Raw genomic sequence first — 23459 nt, 5'->3', positions numbered from 1 at the left:
GCGCGCTAGGCTGGCCGCATGCCACCGGCTGACCTGCCCATCTGCCGCACGTGCGGCATCCAGTACGCCGAGCCGCGCCCCGACTGCCCGATCTGCGAGGACGAGCGCCAGTACGTCGGCTGGGACGGCCAGCGGTGGACCACGCTGGCGGGCCTGGCGGCCGAGGGCCATCGCGGCCGGGTGGAGGAGGAGGGCCCGGGCGTGGTGGGCATCGGCACCGCCCCGCCCACGGCGATCGGGCAGCGCGCGCTCCTGCTCCGCACGCCGGAGGGCAACGTGCTCTGGGACATGGTCTCCTACCTCGACGACGACCTGGTCGCCGAGGTCGAGGAGCTCGGCGGGGTGTCGGCCATCGCCATCAGCCACCCGCACTTCTACGGCTCCATGATCGAATGGTCCCGGGCCTTCGACGCCCCGGTGTACATCCACGCCGCCGACAGGCAGTGGGTGGCCAGGCCGGACGACGCGGTGGTCTTCTGGGAAGGCGACACCCACCGGCTGTCGGAGGACCTCACCCTGATCAACGCGGGCGTGCACTTCGAGGGCGGCCAGGTGCTGCACTGGTCGTCCGAGCGTGCCCTGTTCTCGGGTGACATCCTCCAGGTCGTCCAGGACCGGCGCTGGGTGAGCTTCATGTACAGCTACCCCAACTACATCCCGGAACGTCCGCACGTCGTGCGCCGCGCCCTGGACCTGCTGGAGCCGTACGCGTTCGAGAGGGTTTACGGGGGTTGGTGGAAGAGAATCGTGTACGGGGACGGCGCGGAGGCCGTCCGCCGCTCAGCCGACCGTTACCTCTCCTTTGTCGAGGACGTCGAGGACAGGTAGCCGGCCGTTCAGCCCTCGCGCCTCTGGTCCCTGGTCTCCTCGTCCCGGACGGGCGGCTGCTTCTCGCCGCCGCCGTAGCGCTGCTGCACCGCGTCCGCGCCCTTCCGGATCTGGTCGTCGTACTTGTGGCCGGTCCGCTCCTTCGCGTAGCGCTCGGCGCGATCCAGCAGTTGGTCGGCCTGCTTGGAATGCCCTCTGGCCAGGTTCTCCGCCTTCTTCAGCCATTCCCCGATGCGGCTCATATACGTTCCCCGTTTCTTCGGACTACGGGCGCCCCCTACCCCGGCATCCGGCACATTCACGCCCACCGCCGGGCGGCGAGCAGCACGAGGACGATCGTCACCAGCGCCGCGGTCGCCACGGCCCCGTTGCGATGAGCAGGGAGCCGGCGACCGCGGCCCCGCTCAGGACCATCGCCTTGGCCGCCGGCACCCGCCCTCTGGACGGCGTGGCGACGAGGGTCGCGTCGATCATGCCGGACGTGTACTCGCCGCTGATCGTCATCGCGCCCATCATCCCGAACGGCAGCTGGACTCCCGACGGTCTCATATGGCCTAGAATCCGGCAGATGTTCGCGGCCCCCGCCCGGCTGGCCTGGCTGGACGCCCTGCGGGGACCGGCCGCGCTGGCCGTCACCTTGCACCATGCCGGCTGGACCTTCGTCCCTGAGCTCTGGACGGAGGTGGACCGGCGGATCGACCTCGGCACCTGGGGCGTGTTCGTGTTCTTCCTGGTCAGCGGGTACATCATCCCCGCCTCCCTGGAACGGCGCGGCGACGTGCGGGCCTTCTGGACCGGGCGGGCCTTCCGCCTCCTCCCCCTGCTGGTCAGCGCCTGCTGCCTGGTGCTCCTCCTCGCCCTGGCAGGCGTGCTCCCCCTCGAACCCCGGCTCGCCGAGCGCCCTCTCCCCGTGGTCGCGCTCGGCAATCTGACCATGCTGCAGGAGCTGCTCAACCTGCCGGCCGTCATCAGCGTGACGTGGACGCTCTCGTACGAGATGGCGTTCTACCTGATCAGCGTCGCGCTGTTCCAGGTGCGGCAGGCCGGCAGGTCCGCGGAGATCGCCGTGGTCCTGGCGCTGGTGGCCGTGGCGCTGGGCCTGCTGGTGCCGCAGACGATGATCGGCGGCCGGGACGACCTGGCCGCCGTGCTGCTCCCCGTCGCGGTCGTCGCGGCCATCGCGGTGACTGCCCTCGGGAGCGGCAGGGTCCGTACGGCCGCCGCGGTCGCGGGCGGTCTCCTCGGGCTCGGGCTGGTGATCCTGGGCAGCCGGGCCGGCACCTGGCAGGGCGTGATCATCCTGGCGACGATGTTCGCGGGGACGGCGCTGTACCGGGCCGAGCGGGGAGCCGTTCCCTGGCGTACGGCGGCCGTCGCGGTGGCGGTGGTGCTGGGCTGCGGGCTCTTCGCCAAGGACGAGCCCAGCTGGGCGCCCGCGATCGCGCTGGCGTACGGCGCCTTCGGGCTGGCGTTCGCGCTGCGCCGGCGGGCGTTCCCACGCTGGCTGGCGTGGCTCGGCGTGATCAGCTTCTCCCTCTACCTGCTGCACCCGATCCTGCTGCACGTGGTCCCGCACCCGGTGCTGTACTTCCTGGCCCTGATCCCGCTCAGCGCCATGACCTACCGGCTGATCGAGGCCCCGGCCCAGCGCCTCGGCAAACGCCTGGTCGCCGGCCGCGCGACACCTCGATGAGGCGGCTCACGGCTTGCGGCCGACTCCCCCGTACAGCCACCGCGTGGCGGCGGGAGCCGGGTCGGCCGGGTCGGGGTGCCAGGTGTCGATGGTGACCAGACCGGGATCCACCAGGTCGAACCCATCGAAGAAGCCCGCCACGTCGGCGTGCTCGCGGAAGTAGATCGGCGTCGGCGTGGCCGCGTACACCGTCTCGATCTGGGCGACCGCGTCCGCCGAGTGGCCGTCGACGGTGACGTGGGTGGCCGTCAGGTGGCTGCCGGACACCAGGGCGTGGCGCAGCTGGCCCATGACCGAGCCGCGCTCTTCCAGGGTGAGGAAGTGGACCATGGCGATCATCAGGACGCCGACCGGCTCGTTGAAGTCGATGAGCTTGACGGTCTCCGGATGCCCGAGCACGTCGGCCGGGCGGCGCATGTCGGCGGCGGCCACGGTGGTGTTGCGGTCGGTCGCCAGGAGCGCGCGGCCGTGTTGCAGCACGACCGGGTCGTTGTCGACGTACACCACCCGGGCTTCCGGGATGATCTGCTGGGCGATCTCGTGCGTGTTGCCCACGGTGGGCAGGCCGGAGCCGATGTCGATGAACTGCCGGATCCCCTGCCGGGCCATGTACCGCACCGCGCGGCGCAGGAACGCCCGGTTTTCCTGGGCCAGCTGACGGATCTCGGGCATCGCCTTCTCGACCCGCCGTACGGCGTCCCGGTCGACCTCGAAGTTGTCCTTCCCTCCGAGGTAGTAGTCGTACATACGGGCGACGCTTGGCCTGGTGACGTCGATCCCCATAGCTCCGCCACCGCCTTGCTCCGGCATGCCACGGCCTCCATTCGTGATCATTCCGTACACAAGCTATCGCAATCCGCGAAGGAGGCCAGTCAGGTTTGGTGTCAAACGTGGCGTTCTGCTCCCATCGTCCAGTCGGGCGGGGTTGCCTACAGGAGGTCGTTGATCAGGTCCCTGAAGTCCTTGCGGTAGTCGAAGTTCTGCATGTCCTGCAGCCACACCGCGCGGATGAAGGGGATCTTGAGGTCCTTCCTGATCCGTCGCAGCCAGATCTCCCAGTCGTCGTCCTTGATGACGCCCAGCCGGTAGCCGGTGTGGGCGGCCTCGTAGCGGTTGAATATCGACCAGGCGAGGGCGATGTTCTGCACGGAAATCTCCGGATTTCGCCGGACACTGTCGCCGATGAAATCGATGTCGGCGAATATCTCGCGAACGCGGTCATTATCGATGATCATGGTGTTGATCTCGTTGAGATAATCGATGAGCCGCTGATGGGTGCCGTACTCGAGATTCGCGGCCACCAGCCTGGTCTGCCTCGTTAACGCCCTCGTCTGGAGCCCGACGAAGAGCAGCGTGACGAGGTTCATCGTCGCGGTCAGCAAGGCCACGCCCTGCGCGCTCATGAGGCGAATCTCGAGTGCACCCGGAAAACCACCATTCCATGGTACGCGGACGCGATATTCATCGCATCGCGAGACGTTATTCAGCCGGAATTACTCCCTTTACGGCCGAATGGCGTGATGGTGGATATCCGCGCGGCGAGTTCGGCCAGGTGAGTCAGCCACGAGTCGGCGGCGGGGTCGGGCACGGCGACGATGACGTGGTCGATCCCCAGGGCGGCGAGTTCGGCGCAGCGCCGGACGCTCTGTTCGACGCTTTCCCCCTCGGGGATGCGCATGTGGAGGGTCTTCTCGATGTCGTCGTAGGGCCGGCCCAGGCGTTCGCAGTGGGCACGCAGCACGCCGAGCTTGTGCCGGACGTCGGCGCCGTACAGGAAGTTGCAGGCGTCGGCGTACTGGGCGACGAGGCGGAGGGTCTTCTTCTCGCCGCTGCCGCCGATGAGGATGGGCGGGTCGGCCTGCGGCGCGTTGAGCGTACGCTCCAGGCTGTAGTGCCGGCCCCGGTACGGCTTGTCCTGGCCGCTCCACATCTGCCTGGCGATCTGAAGGGTCTCCTCAAGCCGCTCGAACCGTTCGGCCAGCGGCGGAAAGGGCAGTCCGAGGCCGCGGGCCTCGGGCTCGTACCAGCCGGCGCCGATGCCGAGAACGGCACGGCCGCCGGAGAGCGCGTCCAGGGTGCTGACCTGTTTGATCAGCAGGCCGGGCGCGCGGTAGACCGCGCCGGTCACGAGCGCGCCCAGGCTCACCCGGCTGGTGAGGGCGGCGGCGTACGACAGCGCACCGTAAGCCTCCAGCATCGGGTCCTCCGCGGAGCCGAAGTTGGGGATCTGGAAGAAGTGGTCCATCACCCAGAGGCTGCGCAGCCCCGCCTGGTCGGCGCCACGGGCGACGGCGGCGAACTTGCCGCCGATCGCGGCGTCGCCCCCGGGCCAGAGGAAACGCGGGCAGGTCAGACCGAGGTCCATAGAGGTGCTCCTTGATGGGAGAAGGGGGAGGCGCCCGCTCTGAAGGCGCGCATGAAAAAACCCTCTCGCCTGGGCTGCGCCCGAGGCCGAGAGGGCTCCGATAAAGGCATTATCTCACGAATGCGGCGTCGCCAGGGAGATGCCGCGGATCCCGAGCCGGTGCCCACTCCCGACGACTGCACGCAGGGCAAGGGCACCAAGCCGCTGAGCGCCAAGGCCCTCGCCACCAAGAGCAAGGCCGCCAAGGCGCTGCTGGACCGTGAGTTGCTGGCCGCGTAGCGCGGCGCCGCGAGCGTGCTGACCGGGGTCGCGGGCAACGAGTCGTCACGCACCGGGAAAGGCCGTCCGCCTCGACGACCTCGGGCTGCCGCCGGCCTCCGCGTCCCGTCCCACGTGACGCCGCCGGGACGCGCCCTGTACGCCCGCCGATCACGAAACGGGGGAAGCCGGGAAGTGTCGTACGCTCAAGAAGCACAGCGACCCTGGGGGACACCCTCGGCCTCGGCGAGGCCCAGAGAGGCGGCGATACGACCATGCACGCTCCCGGCGTACCTCCCGCGCGCACCGACCGGCCGCACGGAGTCGCCGTGCTGCGGCTGCGGGGGCACGACGTCGCCGAGTACGTCTGGGAGCCCGACCTGCCGCTGTCGGCGTCCCCGCGTCCCTACCTGCATCCGGTGCGCACGCTCGCCGGCGTCACCGTCACCGACGCGGCGCCCGACTCGCACCCCCACCAGTTCGGCATCAGCGTGGCCGCCCCCGACCTCGACGGGTGCAACTTCTGGGGCGGGCGCACCTTCGTCGCCGGCCACGGCCCGGCCTGGCTGGACAACCACGGCACGCAGCGCCACCAGCGATGGCTGCGCCGCACGAACACCGAGCTGCACCACACCCTCGAATGGGCCGACCCGCGCCAGGCGACGCTGTTGCGGGAGCAGCGCTCGATCACCTGCCGGGCGGTGGACGAGACCGCCTGGTCCCTGAGCGTCCACACCCGGCTCACCAACGCCACCGACCGGCCGCTGCCGTGGCGCACCCCGGCGGCGCTGGGCCGGGTCGGCGCCGGCTACGGCGGCGTCTTCTGGCGCGGCCCCGCCTTCGCCGGCGCCGCGCAGGTGCTCAGCCCGGACGGCGCCGACGTCCAGCGCGTCCACGGGCAGATCGCCGACTGGGTCGCCGTCACCGGCCGCGACCGCGACGGCCGCCCCTGGACGACGCTCTTCACCCACGCCGACGAGGCCGGCGCGCGGGACAGGTGGTTCGTCCGCGCCCGCGACTACCTCGGGGTCTGCTCGTCGCCGGCCTGGGACAAGCCACTCGTGCTGGCGCCCGGCGAGACCGTCGACCGGCACGTCGTCACCGTGGTGATCGACGGTGTCATCTCCGCCGCCACGGCCGCCGAGCTGGCCGGCACCGCCCGGTCGGCCGCATGACCGCGCGCGTCCGGCCGAGCAGGCCGCGCCAGTCCGAAGAACCCGTACGGCAGGAAAACCTGCGCACGCTCAACCTGGAGCTGGTCTTCCGCCACATCCTCGCCGCCGGGCGCCCCATCTCCCGAACCGAGCTCGCCTCGGTCACCGGGCTGACCCGCCCCACCATCACCCGCATCGCCGAGGAGCTCCTGGCCGGCAAGCTCATCACCGAGGCCGGCCTGTCGCACAACGGACGCGCGGGGCGGCCCCGCGTCGGCCTGACGCTGTCCGAGAAGGGGCCGGCCGGGCTCGGGCTCGACATCCGCGCGGACGGCCTGGCGGCCTGCGTGGTCGACCTCACCGGTACCGTCCGCCATCTGGCCTTCACCCCCGCGACGTACTCCGGCCGGAGCGCTCCCGACGTGCTCGCGCGGCTGGCCCACATGGCCAGGGCCGCCATCGACGCCACCGCCGCCGAAGACCTCACCGTCCTGACCGCCACCCTCGCCGTCCCCGGCCCCGTGCAGGCGGGCATCGTGCAGTCCGCGCCCGAGCTCGGCTGGCGCGACGTCGACGCCCAGGCGTTGCTGCGCGACGCCATCGAGCCCCTCGGCCTGCCGATCACGGTCGACAACGAGGCCAACCTGGCCGCCCTCGGCGAGCTCTACGCCAGCGACAACACCCTGCACAGCTTCGTGTACGTCTCCGGCGGGCTCGGCATCGGCGCCGGCATCGTCCTGGACGGGCAGCTCATGCGCGGCGCCCGCGGCTGGAGCGGCGAGCTCGGCCACGTGACGGTCTATCCCGACGGCAACGCCTGCCCGTGCGGCTCGCGCGGCTGCCTGCAGACGTACGCCAGCCTGTCGGCCGTCCTCGGCGACGAGCCCGCGCCGGCCGGCACCACCCCCGACGCCGCCGCCACCGGCCGGGCCGAGGCGGGCCACCCCGCCACCATCGCCGCCCTCGACGCGGCCGGCACCGCGCTGGGCATCGCGCTGGCCGACATGCTCAACATCCTCGACATCGACACCGTGCTGCTGGGCGGCAGCTTCTCCCTCCTGGCGTCCTGGCTCACCGCGAACGCGAGAGCCGAGATCGACCGGCGCGTCCTGACCGCCGCCTGGGCGCCCATCACGCTCCGGCCCGCCCTGCTGGGCCCGGACGCGGCCGTCATCGGCGCCGCGCTGACCTCCATCGACCAGATCCGCCAGCATCCGACCACCTGGCTCGCCCGCCAGGCGCCCCAGCCCAGCCACGTCACCTCGGCCTGAGGGTCTTCCCGGCGGGCCGCCGGGAAGACCCTCGCCCGTCAGCGGGCGTGCAGGCGCCAGGGCAGGCGGACGGTGATGAACTCGTCGTTGTCCGGCTGGCCCGGCGTGCGTCCCGACGAGAACGGGAAGTTGTTGTCGTTGAGGATCCCGAGCGTGCGGTCGTCCAGGATGACGACGTCCTCGATGGTCTGGAACGGGAAGCGGAACGTCTCGCCGAACCCGCCGAGCCCCTTGGGGTTGGCCAGGTCCAGCAGGTCGGCGGCCAGGGTCTTGTCCATGGCGCCGTCGTGGTCGCGGTCGCGGTTGTCGGCCAGGTAGACGCGCTTGAGCGCGGCCGCGTCGCCCTGGTTGTTGTCCCGCTCGATGATCAGGAAGCGGTGCTCGTCCACCGCGATGGCGTCGCCGATCGCGTTGGCGGGGCTGTCCAGCCGGTACGTCCACCGCTTGCCGGTGTAGGCGCGCTTGCGCACGTCGAACTCGTTCATCCGCAGCGTGCCCGCCGGGTCACCGTTGACCATGCCCTCCAGCAGCGGGTACAGCCACCGCCCGTCGCCCGAGCGGGCCATGCCCTCGAAGCCCTTGCTGCCGGCCAGGTTGGGGGTCGCGCCGTTCAGCGTCGGGTTCTCGGGCGCCTTGACGCCCGGCAGCTCGATCGGCGCCTCCAGCAGCGTGCCCCGCGCGGAGAAGTGCAGCAGGAACGGGCCGAACTCGTCGCCGATCCAGTACGTGCCGTCATCGGCCCGAACGATCGACTCCACGTCGAAGTCGGCGCCGGTGAGCTTGCGGTCGGACCTGGTCAGCGGCCAGGGCACCCGGCCGCGCGGGTCCGACAGGTTGAAGCCGCCGAGCACGTCCACGGTGCCCGCGCGGAAGTCCGGCTTGATGCGGTGGACGCGCAGGAGGAAGTCGGCGCTGTTGGCCTTGTTCCCGTACCCGTTGTCGGACAGCACCTCGAACGTGCCGTCACCGCGCCGGACGATGCCGCTGAACCCCTGGACCGGCTGGCCGGAGAAGGGCGGGGTCACCCCGTTGATCGGAGCCGTACCGATCTGGGAGCCGGACGGCTCGCTGCCGGGCACGAAGGTCTGGGCGGGGAGCGAGGCGAACCCGGTCAGCGTGGCCCGGGCCGCGCCGTCCGGCGTGGCGGCAGCGGTGGCGGTGGCGTAGGACGCGGGACCGGTCGCGGCGATGCTCGCGGCCAGCGCGGCGGCGCCTACCGCCAGGGAGATGCGTTTCATGCCCGGCACGGTAGAGGGTGCAAATGACGCGTTTCCTAACAAAACGTGCATGCTGCGTTCACCTTTGGCGGGACCTCACTGGTTCGCCGCCGCCCGCAGCGCGGCCGCCATCGCCGCCGAGTCGTGGTCCGGCTCCGTGCCGTCCACCAGCACCAGGTCACCGGGGATGTGGTCGGCACGCAGGCGCAGGATCGCCTGGTAGGCAGGCGAGTCGTACCACTCGCGCGCCTGCTCGATCGACGGGAACTCGATGATCACCAACCCGCCGGGCCGCTCGCCCTCACGCACCTCCACCGGCGCCCCGTGCACCACGAACCTGCCGCCGAACGGGTCCATGGTGGCCTGGATGTGCTCCATGTACTCGTACACCTCCTCGTGCGGCTTCGCCACAGGACGCAGGTGGGCGAGGGCGTACGCGCTCATGGCTTTCTCCTTCGTCAGCGGGCCGCCGTCCCGGCGGCCTCATGGACGACATCCTGCCGGGGTGCACGTAAGGGCGTCGATTACCTCAGAGGTAGGCAGAACCGTCAGAGCGGCAGCGGGATGCGGTCGAAGAACCAGTACAGGCTGACCGCCACGATCGGGACCGAGATGGCGGCCACCGCCCAGCGGGCCGCGGGCGTGCGGCGCAGCAGCGCCAGCAGCGGGAAGAGCACCGCGACGAACACGAGCTGCGTCACCTCGATGCCGAGGTTGAAGCTCAGGAGCGACAGGAGCAGCCCCCAGGACCCGCTCTCCTTGATGTCCAGCGCGCCCGCGAAGCCCAGCCCGTGGATCAGGCCGAAGGCGAAGACGATCGGCAGCCGCCACTTGCCCAGCTTGTCCTCCTCGCGGCCCAGGAGGTTGGCGACCGCCACGACGATGATCGACACCGCGATGACCGGCTCGACGATCGCGCTCGGAACGTCCACCACCCCCATCGCCGCCAGCAGGAACGTGATGCTGTGGGCGACGGTGAAGGCGGAGGCCGTGACGACGACGTCGCGCAGGCGGCGGGCCCCGATGACCAGGGCCAGCAGGAAGAAGATGTGGTCGAGGCCGAACAGCAGGTGCTCGGCGCCGAGCATGAAGAACTCGCCTATCTGGCTCGACGCCTCGTGTTCGCCGACCTTCACCGTCGGCGCCCTGGCCTCCAGGACGGCCGAGCCCGTCTCGCCGTCGAGCTCGTAGCGGACCATCGTCTTCGTGCTGTGGACGAAGCTCTCGGCGTCGGGGAACAGTGCGCTGGAGATCTCGTGCGCTCCCCCGCTCTCGCCCTGGCAGGCGTAGGCGTAGGTGAGCACGGCGAAGGCCGCCTTGCCGCGGACGCGGATGTCCGCCTCGCCGACCTGTGTGGGCGCGCACGGCTTGCCGGCGTACGCCACGGCGAAGCGGCGCGTGACATAGTCGGTCACGGCATCGCGGTTGATCTTGAGCTGGCGGAGCTGCTCGGCCCGCTCCTTCGCGTCGTAGGCCTCGGCGTAGAGCCAGGCCGACTTCATGAGGAGGTCGTACTCGAGGTCGAGCACGGCCTTGACGTCCAGGCCCGAGCCGGTGACCTCGGCGTGGGCGGTCGTGGTCGCGTCGTGCGCCGCCGCCGGGGCGGGACGCGCCAGGTCGGCCAGCAACACACCGCCGAGGACCAGGGCGAGGACGACCGCGGACAGCCGGCGCATGCGGGGCATGTCTCGTCTCTCCATGTCAGGGATGAGGGCCGCCCCCGGACCGGGGTCCGGGGGCGGCGGGGATTGGGTCAGCGGTTGAACCAGTGGTACATGGGCGAGTCCGGTCCCCACGTGCCGGGGCGGCCGTGCTCGTCCTTGGTGACGAAGACACTCGGCTCGGAGGCGGTCACGCCGCCGCCCGCGGAGCGCGCGGTGACGAACCAGGCGTAGGCCGTGTCGTCCTTGAGGCGCTTCCAGGTCACCGAGGCGACCTGGCCCGACGTGACCGTGCTCTTACCGATGACCCGCGTGGGCTTGTAGATCGCCAGCGAGTCGGTCTGGAAGGTCGTCGTACGGGAGCTGAGGTCGACCGGCAGCACCATGTTGTCCTCGAGCCCGTTGTAGCGGCGCAGCGGGTCGTACTCGTTGGCGCCGAACTCGTTGAGCAGCGGGGAGTAGGTGTCCACACTCAGCTCCGCCCGCTTGACGTTGAACTGCAGCATCCGGAAGAAGCTCGCGCCGAACTGGAGCTGGTCCTGCGGGTTGTAGCCGCCGATCGCGGTCAGCCCGAGCCGGTCGGCCGACACCGTGTAGAACTGGTAGTCCGCCAGGAGTTCGACGACGCCGTTGCCGACCTGGCCCACCTTCGGCTTCACGTTGGTGCCCACGCCGTGCTCGTGACCGGCGAGGATGAGGAAGACGTTGGGGTTCTTCTCGACCACCGTCTTGTACAGCATCGAGCCGTCGGGAGCCGAGAAGCCGGCGCCGCGGCCGTCCGGGTTGGTGCTCGGCACGAGGTAGTCGTGCGAGAGCAGGATGCCGTTGCGGTTGGGGAACTTCTTGAAGACGGAGTCGGCCCACTCGGCCTCCTCCCTCGTCACGCCGTACGACAGGCCGACCACGACGAAGTCCAGCCCGCCCGCGGAGAACAGGTCGTAGTGGTTCTGGTTGTCGCCTTCCTTCCACGGCCCGCCGTACTCGGCGTGCTGCCAGCCCTGCGACGCACCCTGGTACCGGCCGGGGCCGTAGTACTTGTTGTAGATCGCCTCCGGCCCGTTCTCGGTACCGGACTGGTTGTCGTGGTTGCCGGCGATCACGCCGTTCGGGATGCCCGCGTCGTCCAGCACCTTCTGCTGCTTCGAGGACACCTCCAGCTCGCCGACGACCTGCTGCCGCGTGGCCTCGTCGGCGGGCTTGCGGATGTTGTTCTCGATGATGTCGCCGGTGTGCGCGACGTACGAGATCTTGCGCTGGTCCTTGTTGTCCTTGATCCAGTTGACGATGCCGGCGTAGGCGGACTCCCACACCGCGCGCTCCTCGGCGGTCTCCTGCTCCACCGCGCCCTCGGAGATGTACTGGGTGTCGGTGAAGTGGACGATCGAGAAGTCGTAGCTGGAGGGGTCGGCGAAGCCGTTCGGGTCGCCGGGGTCGATGTCGTCGGCGAACGGGTCCTCGCCCGTCACCATGACGTGGATCTGGCGCCTGTCGATGTAGTCGTCGTCGACGACGGCCGTGAGCACGGTCTTGCCCTCGGCGGCGCCGCGGGCGCTCGTCAGCAGGTCCCACGCCTTGGACTTGGCGTTCCACGCCCGCAGCCCCGCCAGGCGCTCGGGGTCGATGCCGCCCTCCCAGCGCAGGACCGGGGAGTCCACGTGACCCTGCACCTCGACGTCGTACCGCTGGTAGACGAGATCCTGCCCGGAGGGCGCGTCCAGCGTCTTGCCGTCGGCGGGCTCCAGCCCGTCCGTCCTGACGCGCTTCTCACCCGGCACCCGCAGGGTCGTCGGGAGAGACTGGGCCGTGCCCTGGTACACCTGCTCCGGAGTGAGGATCTTCGCCTCGTTGAACGTGGCCGTCGCCTGGCCGCCGTCGGGCTCGGCCACCTTCGCCGAGAGCGTGACGGGGTCCGACACGTCGGTGGCGCCCCGCGCCGGGCTCAGCTCGGCCGGCACGTCCGGGATTCCCGCGGACTCGAACACGACGTCGCGGGTCGTGGCGTTGCCGAGCCCGTCGGCGCCGGTCACGGCCAGGGTGTGCTTGCCGGCGCGCAGCCCCGGGCCCACCTGGGCGCCCAGCTCGATCGGCCGGCCGTCGAGCTTGACGTCCGGCCCGGACACGACGCCGGAGGCGTCCTCCAGCTTGACGTCCAGCACGACCGTGGCGGCGATCTTCTCACCCTCGGCCGGGACGCTCCTGGCGACCCTCGGCGCCGAGTTGTCGGTGATCAGGGTGCGGGTGGCGACCTCGCCGGTGACCGACTCCGCGGCGAGCTTGTGCTTGCCGTCCTTGATGGCGGTGGTGTCGAGGTCCGCGCGCAGGCCGCGGGCCGGGGCGTCCACCAGGAACTCGAGGTCGATCTCGGTGAGCGGGTTGACGTTGTCGCCGCAGTTGCCGTCACCCAGGCTGTACGAGGTCTTCAGCAGCTGTCCGGTCGCCGTGCCCTGCGCCGGGGTGAGCGCGACGTTCGAGATCGCGAAGTCGTCGCGGTTGTTGCCGCACGAGGTCGGGAAGGTGCCGGCCACGAAGTCGATCGTGTTCCAGCCGGGCACCAGGAACTCGTTCGGGATCGTGAAGTCGACGCGCTTGCTCACGAAGTCGCCGTCGAGCACGACCTTCTGGCCGTTGACGAGCAGGAAGTTCTGGTAGCGCGCCTCGATCGAGTTGCTGCCCACGTTGAAGCTGAAGGTCGCCTCGCCCGAGCCGAGCGTCTCGATGATCTGCACCGCCGGGGCGTCGATCTTGTAGCGCAGCTCGGCCTCGCGCAGGAGGGTCTGGCTGCTGCCGCAGGTGCCGTCGCCCATCTCGTACGACGCCAGGACGTCCTGGCCGGTCACGGTGGCGCCGTCGAGGGTGAGCTCGAGGTTCGTGATCGTGAAGTCGTCGCGGTTGTTGCCGCAGGTCTCCTTGGCGTCGCCGGTGACGACCTTGATCGTGTTGTCGCCGGGCACCAGGAACTTGGCCGGGACCGCGACGGTCACGCGCCGGCTCGCCCAGGTGCCGCCCAGGTCGATACGCTTGCCGTTGACGAGCAGGAAGTCGTCGTACTTGTCCTCGATCCCGTCCGCGCCGACGTCGAAGCTGAGCATCGCGGCGCCGTTGCCCAGCGTGGGCTTCGTGACGGGCTTCTCGCCGTCCACGGTGAGGGACTTGACGCCGCCCCCGCTGTTCGCCGGGACCGTCGCGAAGACCGGCTTGGTGCCCGCCACGAGCGTGCCGTCCGTCGGCAGCAGGCGCGGCGCCCCGGCCGGGGCGTTGTTCACGGTCACGGTGTTCTTGACGGTCACGCCGGCCGCGGTCGTGGCGGTGATGGTGTGCTCGCCGTTGGACAGGGTCGTGGTGTCCAGGTCCGCGGCGAGGCCCGTGGTGCCCTGCGGCTCGCCCTGGACGAAGAACTTGAGCGTGGCGCGCTTCAGCAGCGTGGTGTTCGTGCCGCAGCTGCCGTCGCCGAAGGACAGCGTGTACGGGTTGTCCTCGCCGTCCGCGACCTCGCCGAGGAGTTCGAGGCCCACGTCGGACAGCACGAAGTCGTCGTAGTTGGTGCCGCACGAGGACTGGATCGCGCCGACGACGATCTCGACGGTGTTCTCTCCCTTGACGAGGCGCTCGTTCGGGATCTCTATGCTCGCGCGCTCGTTCACGAAGTTGCCGATCTCGCTGCGGTACTCGCCGTTGACGAGCACGTAGCTGTGGTACTGCGCCTCCGTCGAGTTCGAGCCCACGTCGAAGCGGAGCTTCGAGACGCCCACCGTACGGGTGGCGTTGAGCGCGGTGTCGTCGACGGCGAGCTTCGTGACGCTGTCACCGGCCGCGGTCGGGACCGCCGCGACCTTCGCCGTGCCCTCCAGGTACGAACCGCTCGCGGGGGTGAGCGTCGGAGGGCTCGGGACGGCGGTGGTCGTCGGCGTGGGGCTGGGCCGGCCCCGGTCCTGTTCCGTCGTCCCCGGGTCGGCGTACGCGGCCGTGACGAAGCTGCTCACCAGCAGCGTCGCGATCGAGGCGGCCAGGGCGAAACGCGCCCGGCCCCCTAAACCGCCCAGTGACTTTCGTGCTGCCATTGGCAGTCCCTTCTATACGTGCATAAGCAGCCCATAAAGCGGCTTGCTCCCGGGCGGACACGTTGGAGCGCACGAGTGAACGTTGTGCATAGAGAGGCTGAAGGGACGACAAACTGTTGCGTCATTCTGGTCATCTGTCACAAAAAGGGAACTTTGCGACTCAGGTCACTTTCCCGGCGGGGATGTCACACGACCATCGCGAACTGCTGTTCCCCACCAGAGCGCCCTGCGCCGGCGCCGCGAGACCTACGTCGGGCCCTGGCTGCCCGAACCCCGGTGCCCCCGGACCTCGTCCAGCGGCCGGTGGTCGAACCGGCTCCGTACTGGACCTGGGGCCTGGTGTCCCGGCGCGACGAGACCCGCAAGGCCGTACGGGCCGCCGTCGAGGCGCTGGCCCGGGACGTCGGCGGGCTCGGCCTGGACGCCGACACGGCCTGGCTGCCGGCCGGCGACCCGTTCCGCACCACCGGATGACGTGCTGCCGGACAGCGCGGTGATCGCGGTCAGCGTGCTTCGAGTGCCGCGAGGTCGCGCAGCATGTAGCGGCGGTGCTCGCACTCCTCCCCCATCACCACGCGCAGGCAGCTGCCGACCGTGCGCGGCTCCTCCGGATAGCCGGGCGCGGGGGCGCGGGTGCAGGCCCGTTCGAGCCCTTCGTCGGTGAGGCCGTCGAGGATGCCGCGTACCAGCGCCACGCGGTCGGCGCGCGCCTGCGCCACCTCCGCGTACGACGGGCGGGCGGCGAGCTCGATGCCGAGCGCCGCCGCGTCCTCGGGCGGGTAGCCGGAATGGGTGAGGCCGAGCCGGTGGAACGGGTCCGGCGCGTCGAGGATCGCCCGGCCCGCCCACGCGTCGGTGGCGAAGACGAGGTGGCGAAGCGTCTCGACGAGGGACCATTCGTCGTCGACCCGTTCGTGGCGCGCCTCTTCGGGCAGCCGTTCGGCGCGGGTGAGCGTTTCGGACCAGAGCTGCTCGATGGTCTCCCACATCGCGCGGAAGTCGTCGGCCGTGCGCATCTCCCGTAGCCGCACCCGTTCGGGATGGCGGCGGTCGAGCTCGGCCTCGACGTAGGGGGTGACGTCCACGTCGTTGACGCGGAAATTGCGTATTTCTCCGGACACGTTGACGTCCATGAGCCAGGAGTCGACGATCTTGATCCGGCGTAGGTCACAGCTGCGGAACGTGGCGGCGGAGAGGTCGGCCATCGTGAAGTTCGCGCCGCGGAACGCGTCGGTGTTGTCGTACTGCGCTGCCATCGCGCCATTGTGCCCCTGCTACCGGTGACCGTACAGCGCCGGTGTCACCCCGCGCACGACGGGCAGCCCCGTGCCCGAGTCGAGCACGAGACGGTCGCCGAGCGGACGCGTCAGCGTGACGGTGATCGTGGCCATGTTGAGCATCAGGTCGCACATCCCGCCGGAGCCCTCCTCGTCCACGTCCACCACCACGAGCCTGCCGGTCTCGTACGCCCGCGCCCCGTGAATGCGGTCGCAGGAGCCGTGGCCGTACTTCAGGAGCAGATCGTGCGGCTTGCTTGCAACGAGGTCGAAACCCGTCACCTCTTCGGTCTCCCCCTCCGCGGCCTGCGGCCGGGCGGTGACGGCCGACGGGGCGACCGCCACGTACGCGAACTTGAACTCGACCCCCTTGGCGGTGAACAGCCAGGCGGGCACCGTGATCGTGCCGCGGCTGGTCTCCACCGTCGCCTCGCCCAGCTCGGCCCCGGTCACCCGGAGCGGGCGGCAGCCCTTGGCCGGACACTCCTCCTCGACGAAGTCGGCCGGCTTGCTGAACTCCGCGTACGCGTCGGCCGCCGTGACGAGCGGCACCGCCGAGACCGAGCCGTCCGGCCACCGCACGCGCGCGTCGGTCAGGGGGTCCGCGGGTAACTCGGCCGCGAGCTTCCACACGCCGTTATGCGTGCTCCGGGTGACCCAGGCAGGAGGGTCGGTCCAGCCACCCCGATCCTGGAGCCCTCCTAGCGGGACCAGACCCGAACGCCAGGCGCGGTCTGCGGCCGAGCCGTCCCAGCGCGCCACCACCTCCTGGGCACGTGTCTCGAACCGGCCCGGCGAGACCCGATCGGACCACCAGCCACAGGAGGCCAGGAGCAGCACCAGGCACAGGCCCGCGATCGTCCTACGCAAGATTTCTTGATCACCTCCGGACGCCTACGGTAGCCGTTCACGGGAGCTGTGACCCACTTATCGGATTTGTGGGGGAATCTCCCTGAATTAGGGGCGAACACACTCCATGTGGTCTTCTGACTACGGGGTGTGGAGTGATCAGACGGCTGGGCCGGTCGTTGCGGATGCGGCTGGCGCTGCTCGCCAGCTTGGCCATGTTGCTGCTGAACGTCGTCGTCAGCGCGTTCGTGCTGTACGCCATCAGGAACGAGGCCGCCGACATCCGCGCGTACGACGTGGCCAGCGAGGCCCTGCGCGTGCTTCTCATGGTCAAGCGCAACCAGTTGCCCGCGACGGTGACCGCCAACGGGCTCGACGGCATCCAGGTGATCGACTCGGCGGGACGCGTGGTCTCCTCGACGCCGAACCTGGCCGGCCTGCCCCGGCTCACGACGGCCATCCCCCGCCGGAACACGGCCAACGACGCCGCCGAGTTCTGTGACCTGCGCGCGTTCCCCGGGCGGTGCGAGCTGGTGGTCGCCATGCACGCGTACCAGCCGGACGGCGCGTGGGTCATCTACGCCCTCGCCCCGGCCGTGCCCTGGTACGTCAGCCTGAAAGTGGTCCTCTTCCAGATCTGCGTGACGTCGCTGCTGGTCGCGCTGACCTGGTTCGGGGTGTCGCGCGTGGTGGCCCGGACGCTCGCGCCCGTCCACAACATCACGAAGAGGCTGGCCGAGATCACCGCGGGGGGAGGCGGGATGCGGCTCCCCGTACCGGAGAACGTGGACGACGAGATCAGGACGCTCGCCTGGACCGGCAACCAGATGCTGGAGCGGCTGGAGGCCGCGATGAAGAAGCAGGCGGAGGCGGTGGAGCAGCAGCGCAGGTTCGCCGGGGACGCCTCGCACGACCTGCGCAGCCCGATCACGGCGATGCGCACCCAGGTCGAGGACGCGCTGCTCAGCCCCGAGGACGCCGACTGGCGGGCGACGGGCGAGGCGCTCCTGGCCAGCCTGGACCGGCTCCAGGCCATCGTCACCGACCTGCTCACGCTGACCAAGCTGGACGCGGGCGCGCCCAGCTCCCGGGAACCGGTGGAGCTGTGCGAGCTGGTCGCCGCCGAGACCGACAGGCCGCGCTCGAAGAGCGTCGTCACCACGCTGCAGCCGGGCGTGGCCGTCACGGGCGACCGCCTGCAGCTGGCCCGCCTCCTGACGAACCTGCTGGACAACGCCGAGCGGCACGCCGAGTCGCAGATCCTCGTCACCGTACGGCAGCAGGGCCGGCAGGCCGTGCTGGAGGTGCTCGACGACGGCGCCGGCATCGCGCCCGGGCAGCGCGAGACGGTCTTCCAGCGCTTCACCCGCCTGGACGCCGCGCGCAACCGCGACGCCGGCGGGACCGGGCTCGGCCTGCCCATCGCCCGCGAGATCGCGCACGCCCACGGCGGCACGCTCACGATCGAGGACTCCGACCGCGGCGCCCGCTTCGTCCTGCGCATCCCGGCCCGGGAGGACTGAGCATCTCGGCGCGAGAAGACTGCGCATCCCAGTCCGTGAGGACTGCGCATCCCGGCCCGCGCGTCCCCCGCCGCACCCCCAAGTCAGCTCCAAGCCGCGCACAAGAGCCGGACCTCACCATTTCCGGATGTGAGCGGAAATTTCAGGACAAGATTGATGAAGATCGCCGCAGGTGCGGCGGTCGCCATGGCGGTCGCGCTGCCCGCGTTACCGGCGGCGGCCGACACGCCCGACGAGCGGCCCGACGTGCCCGTCGGCACCTGGCTGGCCGCGCGCACCCAGCCCGCGGTCCAGCTGACGAGCTTCACCTACACCGGCACGGTCGCCGTGCCGACCAGCACGATCAACCAGACCGCGTTCAACCGGCTCGTGGAGCAGGCCACCGCCACCGTGGCGTCCGGCAAGATCTCCTCGGACGAGCGCAGCATCGCCAAGTGGCTGTTCCAGCAGATCGCGGCCGACGTGGACACCTACCTCGCCTCGACCACCCCGGAGCGCACGGTCGAAGCCGAGGTCGGCGGCCTGTGCACCGGCTGGTGGGTCACCCCCGACGGGTACATGGTCACCGGCGCGCACTGCGTTCAGGTCGGCGAGACCGAGCTGAGCCAACTGTTCGCGCAGCAGGCGCTGGCCAAGTTCAACAAGCAGGACGCCAAGGAGATCATCAGCGGGCTGCGGGGCCTGGAGGCCGACGAGGAGATCGTCAAGCTCGCGCAGCAGATCTACGTCACGTTCAACACCAACCACATGCAGCTCCGCAACCTCAAGCAGAGCCTGTCGGTGATGCAGAGCCTGCCCGGCGGCGGCGTGGACAAGACGGCCAAGCCGGTCCCGGCCGAGCTGGTGTCGGTGGGCGAGAGCTACCCGGGCAAGGACTTCGCGCTGCTCAAGGTCAACGGCCAGCAGAACCTGCCGACCGTGCCGCTCGGCGACGACGCCGACGTGCGTACCGGTGACACGCTCTACATCAGCGGCTTCCCCGGCCTGGTCACCAATACGCCGTTCTTCAGCCTGGAGTCCAAGCTGGAGCCGGCGCTGACCGAGGGCCCGTACAACGCCAAGCGCACCACGCAGACCGGCGTCCCCTACATCCAGACCCAGGCACCCTCCTACCACGGCAACTCCGGCGGCCCGGTGTTCAGCAAGGACGGCAAGGTCATCGGCATGCTGATCGCCGGCACGGTGAGCGAGAACGGCGAGGCGTCGGAGAGCGAGAGCTTCGTCCTGCCGGTGAGCATCATCAAGGAGAAGCTCGGCGAGAAGAACATCAAGCCTGCCCAGACCACCACGACGACCCGCTACAACGAGGCGCTCAACGACTTCTTCCGGCACTACTACTCGGACTCGCTGCCGAAGTTCCGTGAGGTCCAGGCGCTGTTCCCGAACCACCCGTACGTGGCCAAGTACATCAGCGACGCGCAGCAGGCGATCTCCGCGGGCAAGGACGAGTCGCCCAAGCCGATCCTGATGTGGGTGCTGATCGGGGCCGGGGTGCTGATCGCCGCCGTGATCGTCGCAGTCCTGGCCAAGGTCCTCCGCGGACGCGGCCGCCGGCGCCGCCACTCCGAGCCGTCCTTCGTCCAGCCCCCGCCCGGCGCGGTGGCTCCCCCTTCGTGGCGGCAGCTCCCCGCGGGCCAGGTCCCGCCTCCGGCGCAGGAGGCGTACGGCCAGGCTGCATACGGGCAGGCAGCGTACGGGCAGGCAGCGTACGGGCAGGCAGCGTACGGGCAGGGCGCCGACGGGTACGGCCCCGTCGCGTACAACGCCGGCGGCTACGGTGCCGCGCCGTACGGTTCGGCCCCGGACCAGAGCAACCCCCAGTACGGATCGGCTCCGGGCCATGGCAACCCCCAGTACGGTTCGGCCCCGGACCACGGCAACCCCCAGTACGGACCGGGCCCGTACGGATACCCCGCGCCGCCGCACGGCCAGGCCCAGCCGCCCTCGGGCGAGCAGACCCGCGCAGTCCGCTACGGCCAGTTCACGCCTCCGCCGAACGACCGGCCCTCCTAGGGCCCGCACGGCCTTCGGATTGGTCGAAGGCCGGTCCGGGCCACTCTTTGATCCGGTTGACGTTGCGTTGCTTGTAGAGATCGGCGCCCTGACCAGCCGTTCGGGTTGTCTACTCCCCGTCGGAGCCCGGGCGGTACGGGAAGCGCGTCACCCAATGCGGGAGGTCGCGTTCGACGTCTGGAGGACTACGACGCGGTCTACTTCCCCGGCGGCCACGGCCCCATGGGCAGACCTGTGCGTCGACGCGGACGCCGGCCGGCTGCTGACCGAGGCGCTGGCCTCCGGCAAGCCCCTGGCCGTCGTCTGCCACGCCCGGCAGGCGAGGTCGCCATGCGCCATGGCGATGACCACCAGGATCGGCGGCCGGGCGCAGGCGAATCCCGCTGATCTCATCTCCGTACAGGCTCTGGTCCTGGATTCGCCCTGCCCGCCCTTCCATACTGAAGGCGACGCCCGGGGACCTGACTGCCGTCGATGCCGGGCGGGATCCCGCTCGTGCCCGTGAACGCGAAAATCCGATTCCGTCGTCGGCCAAAAGGGAGATCAGGAATGCGCACGTCGTACAGACTCGTCCCGCCCGCTGTCCTGGCGATCGGCCTGCTCCTCTGCCCGGTCCCGCCCGCGTCGGCCTCCTCGACAGCCGCGGCCAGGACCACTGCGATGGCCCTGACCCTCGACGGGGGCAGCTGCGAACCGCTCGCGCGGCGCTTCCTCTGCTCGGTCTCCTACAGCGGGGCGGTCGCGCCGGTCGCCGTCCGCTGGTACGTCAACGGCGGCCACATCCCCGCGTACGACAACAGGAGTTTCGTGGGGATCGGCTGCCAACCCACGGCGCGGTACGACATCCGGGCGGTGATCTCCGACGCCACCGGCGCGTCCGTCGAGTACCACACCACACCCGTCTGCCGATCGGGAAATCCCTGACCGTGTCCCGGCGGCCCGTCCTCGGTTGATCTTTCCCTTTAGGGTGGTTTCCTGAGGGAGGTATCGATGCCGAGCAGTCCCGGGCGTTCCACGCTGGCCACCATCGCCGCCTCGGCCGGCGTGTCCGTGACCACCGTGTCCAAGGTCCTCAACGGCCGCAGCGACGTCGCACCCGCCACCCGCTCGCTGGTGCAGTCCCTGCTGCACGAGCACGGCTACGTCGCCCGCCGGTCACGCCGGGCGCGGGCGGCTGCTGCGGCCACCGTCGAGGTGGAGGTGGCCTCGGATCTGTGCGCCTACTCCGCCCAGATCATCCAGGGCATGATCGAGGCCGGAGCCGAGTCGGGCGCGGCCGTCGTCGTCACCAGCCCGGCGGTCATGGCCGGCGGCGGGGCCTCCTGGGTCCGCGGCCTGGTCGACGCCGGGCGGCGAGCGTTGATCACCTTCGGCAGTGAGCCGGCCCCGGCCCAGCTCGCCGGGCTGTCCCGGGCTCGCCTGCCGGTGGTCGTGATCGACCCGATGAACCTGCCGGACACCCCTGTGACCAGCGTCGGCTCCACCAACTTCGCCGGCGGCCTGTCCGCCACCCGGCATCTGCTGGACCTCGGGCACCGTCGCATCGCCTACCTCGGCGGCATCGCCGGCGCGGCGTCCAACCAGGCACGTATGCACGGCTATCGCGCCGCGATGGAAGCCGCGGGCATGCCGGTGCCCGCCGAATACGTCCGTGCTTCGGGCTTCTGCTATCCCGACGGGGAGACGGGCGGAGCCGCCCTGCTCGACCTGCGGCTCCCGCCGACGGCCATCTTCGCCGTCAGCGACGAGAGCGCCCTCGGCGCCATACAGGCCGCCAGGGCGCGGGGCCTGCGTGTCCCCGAGGACCTCAGCGTGGTCGGCTTCGACGACACCGAGATAGCGATCATGACCTCGCCGCAGCTGACCACCGTACGCCAGCCGCTGCGCGAGATGGGCGGCGTCGCCCTGCGCACGGCGCTGCGCCTGGCCGCCGGCGAGAAGATCGAGTCCCGCCACATCGAGCTCGCCGCCGAGCTGATCGTCCGCGGATCGAGCCGGGCCGCCGGACCGTGAGGTTGCGCGGCGGCTCTGGACAATGCGCCGCTTACGTGATCTGACGGAGTAAGAGCGCCGACGATCGCGAACAGGAGCACCTGGACATGAGCGACACGCCGCGACTGCACACCGCGGGCAACACCCTGCTGGAGCGAGCCCGGGCACTGCGCCCGCTGATCGAGCGCGACGCGGACCAGGCCGAGGAGCAGGGCAGACTCACCGCCCCCGTCGTGGACGCCCTACACGAGGCAGGACTTTTCGGTATATGGGTGCCAGTGCCGCTCGGCGGCGCCGAGCTGTCGCCCAGGGAGCTGATGGCCGTCCTCGGAGAGCTCTCCTACGCCGACCCCTCGACGGGCTGGGTGGTCATGGCCACCACCCTGGAGAACGGCACGGCCGGCGCCTACCTGGGCGACGAGGCCGTCGAGCGCATCTTCAAGGGCCCGCGGATGCCGCTCTTCGCGGGCCAGGGCACCCGTCCGGGCATCGCCGTCCCCGAGGACGGCGGCTTCCGTCTCAGCGGGCAGTGGAGCTTCGCCTCCGCCATGCTGCACTCCCAGTACGTCCACAGCCTGGGCACCATCGAGGGCACCGACGAGGTCCGGATCTTCATCACCCCGATCGAGGACGTCAAGCTGCTCGGCAACTGGGACGTCCTCGGCCTGCGCGCGACCGGCAGCATCGACTACTCCATGGACGACGTCTTCGTGCCGGAGTCGCAGTCGCACGTCTTCGACACGAACGAGCCCCTGCGCGGCGGCGCCATCTACCGGCTCGGCCTGGTCGACCAGGCGCTGATCTGCCACTCCGCCTGGGCGCTCGGCGTCGGCCGCCGGCTGCTGGACGAGCTGAGCCGCTACGCCGTGGCACGGGCCGGGCGGACCGGGCAGATCGCCGACAGCCACGCCTTCCACACCGATTTCGCCCGTGCCGAGGCGAAGTTCCGCGCCGCGTCGGCCCTGGTGCGCGAGACGTGGGACGACGTGGAGCGCACCCTCGACTCGGGCCGGACGCTCGACGTACGGCAGGAGACGATGGTGCGGCTCGCGCTCAACCACATCACGTCGACGATCACCGAGGTCTCCCACTTCGTCTACGCGTCCGGCGGCACCTCGGCGCTGCGCGACGGGCTGATCCAGCGGCTGTTCAGGGACGTCCACGCGGGAGCCGCGCACATCACCTCGGGCCCGCAGCTGCTGCGGGAGTGCGGCCGCGAACTGGCCGGCCTGGCCGCGGGCGAGTCCTGGGCGCTGTTCGGCCTGGAGCCGTGAGAGCGTGCTCTGACCCGCGCGTTCGA

Annotated in this window: 22 protein-coding genes; 11 read left to right on the top strand and 11 right to left on the bottom strand. The window is 70.5% G+C overall.

Features of this window, described 5'->3' with window-relative positions:
• Nucleotides 1-18 precede the first annotated feature (18 nt).
• Nucleotides 19-828, top strand: coding sequence for an MBL fold metallo-hydrolase (locus ACIBI9_RS47905; protein ID WP_397233254.1), 810 nt, complete (start codon nt 19-21; stop codon nt 826-828).
• Nucleotides 829-836: 8 nt separating this feature from the next.
• Here the strand turns inward: ACIBI9_RS47905 and ACIBI9_RS47900 are convergent, their stop codons facing one another.
• Entirely contained in the window at nt 837-1070 is a 234-nt protein-coding gene (locus tag ACIBI9_RS47900; protein WP_397233252.1) for an antitoxin, read from the bottom strand.
• Nucleotides 1071-1167: 97 nt separating this feature from the next.
• Nucleotides 1168-1377, bottom strand: coding sequence for a hypothetical protein (locus tag ACIBI9_RS47895; protein WP_397233250.1), 210 nt, complete (start codon nt 1375-1377; stop codon nt 1168-1170).
• A 19-nt stretch (nt 1378-1396) separates the two neighbouring features.
• On the opposite strand from ACIBI9_RS47895, the gene ACIBI9_RS47890 reads away from it, so the two are divergent.
• Complete coding sequence (locus tag ACIBI9_RS47890; protein WP_397233248.1) at nt 1397-2521, top strand: acyltransferase family protein; 1125 nt, start codon at nt 1397-1399, stop codon at nt 2519-2521.
• 6 nt (nt 2522-2527) lie between these two features.
• Here the strand turns inward: ACIBI9_RS47890 and ACIBI9_RS47885 are convergent, their stop codons facing one another.
• The 3 genes from ACIBI9_RS47885 to ACIBI9_RS47875 all read right to left on the bottom strand — a co-directional run bounded on the left by ACIBI9_RS47885 (nt 2528) and on the right by ACIBI9_RS47875 (nt 4886).
• Entirely contained in the window at nt 2528-3304 is a 777-nt protein-coding gene (locus tag ACIBI9_RS47885; protein WP_397233246.1) for an SAM-dependent methyltransferase, read from the bottom strand.
• Between the two features lie 146 nt (nt 3305-3450).
• Nucleotides 3451-3924 carry a hypothetical protein gene (locus tag ACIBI9_RS47880; protein WP_397233244.1) on the bottom strand — a complete coding sequence of 158 codons (474 nt, stop codon included), beginning with the start codon at nt 3922-3924 and terminating at the stop codon, nt 3451-3453.
• A gap of 80 nt (nt 3925-4004) precedes the next feature.
• Nucleotides 4005-4886 (bottom strand): LLM class F420-dependent oxidoreductase, encoded by an 882-nt coding sequence (locus ACIBI9_RS47875; RefSeq protein ID WP_397233242.1) that lies wholly within the window; start codon nt 4884-4886, stop codon nt 4005-4007.
• A gap of 120 nt (nt 4887-5006) precedes the next feature.
• Between ACIBI9_RS47875 and ACIBI9_RS47870 the strand changes: the two genes are divergently transcribed.
• From ACIBI9_RS47870 to ACIBI9_RS47860, 3 genes are all read left to right on the top strand, one after another.
• On the top strand, nt 5007-5165 hold the full coding sequence (locus tag ACIBI9_RS47870; RefSeq protein ID WP_397233240.1) for a hypothetical protein: 159 nt from the start codon (nt 5007-5009) through the stop codon (nt 5163-5165).
• A 254-nt stretch (nt 5166-5419) separates the two neighbouring features.
• Nucleotides 5420-6319 (top strand): PmoA family protein, encoded by a 900-nt coding sequence (locus tag ACIBI9_RS47865; RefSeq protein ID WP_397233238.1) that lies wholly within the window; start codon nt 5420-5422, stop codon nt 6317-6319.
• Entirely contained in the window at nt 6316-7569 is a 1254-nt protein-coding gene (locus ACIBI9_RS47860; protein WP_397233236.1) for an ROK family protein, read from the top strand. Before ACIBI9_RS47865 ends, ACIBI9_RS47860 begins: the two co-directional genes overlap by 4 nt.
• Before the next feature lie 38 nt (nt 7570-7607).
• Here ACIBI9_RS47860 and ACIBI9_RS47855 read toward each other — a convergent pair whose 3' ends face one another.
• The 4 genes from ACIBI9_RS47855 to ACIBI9_RS47840 form a co-directional block, all read right to left on the bottom strand.
• Nucleotides 7608-8807 carry an esterase-like activity of phytase family protein gene (locus ACIBI9_RS47855; RefSeq protein ID WP_397233234.1) on the bottom strand — a complete coding sequence of 400 codons (1200 nt, stop codon included), beginning with the start codon at nt 8805-8807 and terminating at the stop codon, nt 7608-7610.
• A 75-nt stretch (nt 8808-8882) separates the two neighbouring features.
• Entirely contained in the window at nt 8883-9230 is a 348-nt protein-coding gene (locus ACIBI9_RS47850) for a DUF1330 domain-containing protein (RefSeq protein WP_397233232.1), read from the bottom strand.
• Nucleotides 9231-9334: 104 nt separating this feature from the next.
• Nucleotides 9335-10486: a HupE/UreJ family protein gene (locus tag ACIBI9_RS47845; protein ID WP_397233230.1), complete on the bottom strand. Its 1152-nt coding sequence runs from the start codon at nt 10484-10486 to the stop codon at nt 9335-9337.
• A 53-nt stretch (nt 10487-10539) separates the two neighbouring features.
• A complete protein-coding gene (locus tag ACIBI9_RS47840) occupies nt 10540-14505 on the bottom strand; it encodes a metallophosphoesterase (RefSeq protein ID WP_397233228.1) in 3966 nt (1321 codons plus the stop codon).
• 276 nt (nt 14506-14781) lie between these two features.
• Between ACIBI9_RS47840 and ACIBI9_RS47835 the strand changes: the two genes are divergently transcribed.
• Nucleotides 14782-14979, top strand: a complete 198-nt coding sequence (locus ACIBI9_RS47835; RefSeq protein ID WP_397233226.1) for a hypothetical protein — start codon at nt 14782-14784, stop codon at nt 14977-14979.
• A 29-nt stretch (nt 14980-15008) separates the two neighbouring features.
• On the opposite strand, the gene ACIBI9_RS47830 is transcribed toward ACIBI9_RS47835, so the two are convergent.
• Complete coding sequence (locus ACIBI9_RS47830) at nt 15009-15761, bottom strand: DinB family protein (protein ID WP_397233224.1); 753 nt, start codon at nt 15759-15761, stop codon at nt 15009-15011.
• Nucleotides 15762-15779: 18 nt separating this feature from the next.
• The gene (locus tag ACIBI9_RS47825; protein ID WP_397233222.1) at nt 15780-16652 is read right to left on the bottom strand and encodes a hypothetical protein; all 873 of its coding nucleotides are present in this window, start codon (nt 16650-16652) and stop codon (nt 15780-15782) included.
• 134 nt (nt 16653-16786) lie between these two features.
• Here ACIBI9_RS47825 and ACIBI9_RS47820 point away from each other — a divergent pair, with 134 nt between their 5' ends.
• The 5 genes from ACIBI9_RS47820 (at nt 16787) to ACIBI9_RS47800 (ending at nt 23433) form a co-directional block, all read left to right on the top strand.
• Nucleotides 16787-18154 carry a sensor histidine kinase gene (locus ACIBI9_RS47820; RefSeq protein ID WP_397233220.1) on the top strand — a complete coding sequence of 456 codons (1368 nt, stop codon included), beginning with the start codon at nt 16787-16789 and terminating at the stop codon, nt 18152-18154.
• Between the two features lie 156 nt (nt 18155-18310).
• Nucleotides 18311-20167 (top strand): trypsin-like peptidase domain-containing protein, encoded by a 1857-nt coding sequence (locus tag ACIBI9_RS47815; RefSeq protein ID WP_397233218.1) that lies wholly within the window; start codon nt 18311-18313, stop codon nt 20165-20167.
• Between the two features lie 549 nt (nt 20168-20716).
• Entirely contained in the window at nt 20717-21091 is a 375-nt protein-coding gene (locus ACIBI9_RS47810; protein ID WP_397233216.1) for a hypothetical protein, read from the top strand.
• Between the two features lie 66 nt (nt 21092-21157).
• Nucleotides 21158-22180 (top strand): LacI family DNA-binding transcriptional regulator, encoded by a 1023-nt coding sequence (locus ACIBI9_RS47805; protein ID WP_397233214.1) that lies wholly within the window; start codon nt 21158-21160, stop codon nt 22178-22180.
• 86 nt (nt 22181-22266) lie between these two features.
• Nucleotides 22267-23433, top strand: coding sequence for an acyl-CoA dehydrogenase family protein (locus ACIBI9_RS47800; RefSeq protein WP_397233212.1), 1167 nt, complete (start codon nt 22267-22269; stop codon nt 23431-23433).
• The last annotated feature ends 26 nt before the right edge of the window (nt 23434-23459 follow it).

The organism is Nonomuraea sp. NPDC050451, assembly GCF_044458585.1.
The sequence above is the reverse complement of the archived record's forward strand: the minus strand, read 5'-3'. Positions and strand labels throughout refer to the sequence as shown.

Bases quoted from the DNA above. Each gene is read 5' to 3' on its own strand.
- ACIBI9_RS47850 (WP_397233232.1), bottom strand. From the start codon at position 9,230: ATGAGCGCGTACGCCCTCGCCCACCTGCGTCCTGTGGCGAAGCCGCAC.
- ACIBI9_RS47845 (WP_397233230.1), bottom strand. From the start codon at position 10,486: ATGGAGAGACGAGACATGCCCCGCATGCGCCGGCTGTCCGCGGTCGTC.
- ACIBI9_RS47810 (WP_397233216.1), top strand. From the start codon at position 20,717: ATGCGCACGTCGTACAGACTCGTCCCGCCCGCTGTCCTGGCGATCGGC.
- ACIBI9_RS47905 (WP_397233254.1), top strand. From the start codon at position 19: ATGCCACCGGCTGACCTGCCCATCTGCCGCACGTGCGGCATCCAGTAC.
- ACIBI9_RS47855 (WP_397233234.1), bottom strand. From the start codon at position 8,807: ATGAAACGCATCTCCCTGGCGGTAGGCGCCGCCGCGCTGGCCGCGAGC.
- ACIBI9_RS47875 (WP_397233242.1), bottom strand. From the start codon at position 4,886: ATGGACCTCGGTCTGACCTGCCCGCGTTTCCTCTGGCCCGGGGGCGAC.
- ACIBI9_RS47805 (WP_397233214.1), top strand. From the start codon at position 21,158: ATGCCGAGCAGTCCCGGGCGTTCCACGCTGGCCACCATCGCCGCCTCG.
- ACIBI9_RS47890 (WP_397233248.1), top strand. From the start codon at position 1,397: ATGTTCGCGGCCCCCGCCCGGCTGGCCTGGCTGGACGCCCTGCGGGGA.
- ACIBI9_RS47865 (WP_397233238.1), top strand. From the start codon at position 5,420: ATGCACGCTCCCGGCGTACCTCCCGCGCGCACCGACCGGCCGCACGGA.
- ACIBI9_RS47895 (WP_397233250.1), bottom strand. From the start codon at position 1,377: ATGAGACCGTCGGGAGTCCAGCTGCCGTTCGGGATGATGGGCGCGATG.
- ACIBI9_RS47870 (WP_397233240.1), top strand. From the start codon at position 5,007: ATGCGGCGTCGCCAGGGAGATGCCGCGGATCCCGAGCCGGTGCCCACT.
- ACIBI9_RS47815 (WP_397233218.1), top strand. From the start codon at position 18,311: ATGAAGATCGCCGCAGGTGCGGCGGTCGCCATGGCGGTCGCGCTGCCC.
- ACIBI9_RS47840 (WP_397233228.1), bottom strand. From the start codon at position 14,505: ATGGCAGCACGAAAGTCACTGGGCGGTTTAGGGGGCCGGGCGCGTTTC.
- ACIBI9_RS47900 (WP_397233252.1), bottom strand. From the start codon at position 1,070: ATGAGCCGCATCGGGGAATGGCTGAAGAAGGCGGAGAACCTGGCCAGA.
- ACIBI9_RS47860 (WP_397233236.1), top strand. From the start codon at position 6,316: ATGACCGCGCGCGTCCGGCCGAGCAGGCCGCGCCAGTCCGAAGAACCC.
- ACIBI9_RS47880 (WP_397233244.1), bottom strand. From the start codon at position 3,924: ATGAGCGCGCAGGGCGTGGCCTTGCTGACCGCGACGATGAACCTCGTC.
- ACIBI9_RS47885 (WP_397233246.1), bottom strand. From the start codon at position 3,304: ATGGGGATCGACGTCACCAGGCCAAGCGTCGCCCGTATGTACGACTAC.
- ACIBI9_RS47800 (WP_397233212.1), top strand. From the start codon at position 22,267: ATGAGCGACACGCCGCGACTGCACACCGCGGGCAACACCCTGCTGGAG.
- ACIBI9_RS47830 (WP_397233224.1), bottom strand. From the start codon at position 15,761: ATGGCAGCGCAGTACGACAACACCGACGCGTTCCGCGGCGCGAACTTC.